Below are 2606 nucleotides of genomic sequence, written 5' to 3' on the forward strand. Positions count from 1 at the left end.
GTAAGAGCCCGTAGGCTTCGATCACTACGAACTCTAGAGTCCGTAGTTGGACAGGTCAAGCATCTTACAATGTAAAGCCCATTTCGGAAGGTAGGTCTGATGAGCACTGATCCCGTGGCCGTTCCCGAGGAGCTGGCCGAGTGGCTGACAGCTCGACTCGAAGAGATCGCGCGCCAGCTCCGGGCGGCACGGGGAGTAGCGCGACAGCATCCGGACAACGGAGAGCGCTGGGTGTTGGGGATGCTCGCAGCGACGACCGACATCGAGGCGGAGGCTAAGAAGATCGTTCACCTACTGACGGCGTACGGCTTGCGGTCGAAGGTGACGACGGCCGCGCCGATCGCGCGAGCGTGTGGGGTGACGATCTCGTCCGTGACGTCGCGTGCTGGGGGGCGGATCGCTTCAGACACATGGAATGAAGTATGGCCATCGCAGCGATAACGCGCGGGCCGTAGTGGCGGTTCCCGGGTCCGGGTTCCGGGACCTACAGAATCGTTATGGAGCCAAATTCGCGGGGACCCCTCCCAGGGTAAGAATGGGGAGCCTGGAGGGGGTAAAACGAGGGCAGGGGCGGTGCCCCTCCCCACTTTGGCTATTGTAGTGGCTCCCCATTCTTACCCTGGCCCCGCGAATTCAGCGCCACCATAACGATTCTTCCGGCCCCTTCCCGGACGCTCTATCTCTCTGGTTCGTAGTCTGGAGTCTTGAGTTCGTACCCCTTCCATTCCTCAGGTCGGAGTACTCCCTCGGTGCCGATGCGGTAGGCAATGAGAGTGCGAATGAGACCTTCCCAGCCGTCTTGTTCGATGGCTTCTTTGACCGCAGTTGGAGCACCGGGAACGTCGCAGATTCGATACCAGGTGTGAGGGAGGATAACGGCAATGTCTTCTCCCTCTTGTTCTTCGGCTGCTATTTCGTCGTCAGTGAGTTCGGCGACATCGGGGAGGACGAGAGCCCGGAGGCCGCGAGACCATCGGATGGCCGACTTGCCTTGTGTGGCGCTCTCGTATTCGTGCCAGAGGTCGAGGTCTTGGACATCGCCGGAGGTGCCGAAGTCGGCGAGGATTTGGAAAGGCGTCCGGCTGGATTTCTTGGAGCTTTTGAGATCGGCGCGAGCCAGCTCGTTGCCAAGTCCGGCGTCTTGAACCTTGGTGACGTAGGCGGCGAGGGCGCGGCCGGAGTCGCCGAGCTGGACGGGCAGGGCGCGGAAGCGGTAGGGCTGTCGGCCAGGTGACCAGCCGTGGCGGACGAGACCATCTGCCCAGAGGGCATCCATGCGGGCATACCAGTCGAAGAGGGACAGGGTCTCGATCGCAGTCTCGACCAGGACCACGGCGTGGATGTGGGGATGCCAGCCGTTGCGACCGTGGGTAACCTCTACAGCTTTGATCGTGCCGACCACTCCGAAGCGGCGCTTGGCCGCTTTGTACGCCTTATGCGAGGTCATCCAACGCCAGGTGTCGGTCAGCACGCCGAGGGAGGCCGCCAGGGCGTCTCCGTGGTCGTGCGGCAGGGTGGCCGTGAAGAAGTGCGCGTCGTGTCCTTGGCCGATCCAGCGCCCGACTCCTTCGGCGACCTCGTCACCACGGCGGTTGCGGACCTTGGCGGAGCAGACCGGGCAGAGCCAAATACGCCCACAGGACTCGACGCCAGAGAAGAAACTCGGGCCCTGCTTGGCGAGCTTGACCATGACGGCCCCGCCGAGGATCTCCCGCCCGCACTTCCGGCAGCGCTCAACGGTCGAGATCTTGTTGAGGAGCTGGCGGAGCGTCTCGCGTGCGCGACGGCGGCCCCCGTCTTCAGCGCTCTGACCTGCGGGGGCCGCAAACTTTGCGTGGTACCAAGAGGGGGCCGTGTCCGGGTGGGATTCAGGGGCCACCCCTTCGCCGGGCAAACCCCCCAAAACCGGGGGGGCGGCGGGACCCGGGCGCTCCTGCGTCCCGCCCGCGCCCGGACCCGCCGACCCGGCTACGGGGAGGCCCCCGAAAGTGCCGGCGCTTTCCCTTCGGCGGGCTTTCTTGCGACAGGCATCGGTGCAGAACCGGCGAGGGAGACCGCCCCCATGGACGCGAGTCGGGATGGAGGAGCCGCAACCCTCACAGATCGTGTCGGTTGACGGGGATGACGGGGGGTGACCTACGCTGGTTGTCATAGCTTCCGGACCTGCTTTCCGGGGGTGGCGTACGAGAGCCCCGGGTGCGAGCCGGGGCTTTCGTGTTTCGGTTGATGTTCCTCTATGGGCGACGGTTGGCGGCGAGAACGCGCCGGGCGAGGCGGGTCTCAGGGTCCCGGTGGTAGTCGATCGCAGCAACGAGATTGAGGACCAGGACGACGAGGAGCGCAAGGGCGGTGGCAGTGACCGCCAGGAGGATCATCGGCCTCCCGCCCCGTGACAGACGGTGCATTTCGGGTCGGTGCAGCTGGAAGTGTCAATGGATGGTGGCATTCTGGATCTCTCCATTCCGGTGGAGTGAGCCCCGCCAGGGCCGCCAAGCTTTCTGGCGGGGCTCGTTGTGTGTCAGGCGTTGAGAGAGGCCAGGACAGCGCTCTCGTCTTGCAGCCCTTCAGGAGTGGCCTGAGGGACGTCCAGGGGCAGTTCTCGCATC

The 2606-nt window shown here is 64.6% G+C and carries 2 protein-coding genes; one reads left to right on the forward strand and one right to left on the reverse strand.

The features are described from left to right. Positions 1-99: 99 nt before the first annotated feature. The gene (locus AB0G15_RS43365; protein WP_362851562.1) at positions 100-441 is read left to right on the forward strand and encodes a hypothetical protein; all 342 of its coding nucleotides are present in this window, start codon (positions 100-102) and stop codon (positions 439-441) included. Between the two features lie 235 nt (positions 442-676). Here AB0G15_RS43365 and AB0G15_RS43370 read toward each other — a convergent pair whose 3' ends face one another. Next, positions 677-1690 (reverse strand): protein rep, encoded by a 1014-nt coding sequence (locus AB0G15_RS43370; RefSeq protein ID WP_362851564.1) that lies wholly within the window; start codon positions 1688-1690, stop codon positions 677-679. Positions 1691-2606: the final 916 nt, after the last annotated feature.

This window comes from Streptosporangium sp. NPDC023825 (assembly GCF_040639575.1).
Taxonomy (GTDB): domain Bacteria; phylum Actinomycetota; class Actinomycetes; order Streptosporangiales; family Streptosporangiaceae; genus Streptosporangium.

Excerpts from the sequence above, each read along its gene's own strand:
- AB0G15_RS43365 (WP_362851562.1), top strand. The coding sequence starts at position 100 with ATGAGCACTGATCCCGTGGCCGTTCCCGAGGAGCTGGCCGAGTGGCTG.
- AB0G15_RS43370 (WP_362851564.1), bottom strand. The coding sequence starts at position 1,690 with ATGGTCAAGCTCGCCAAGCAGGGCCCGAGTTTCTTCTCTGGCGTCGAG.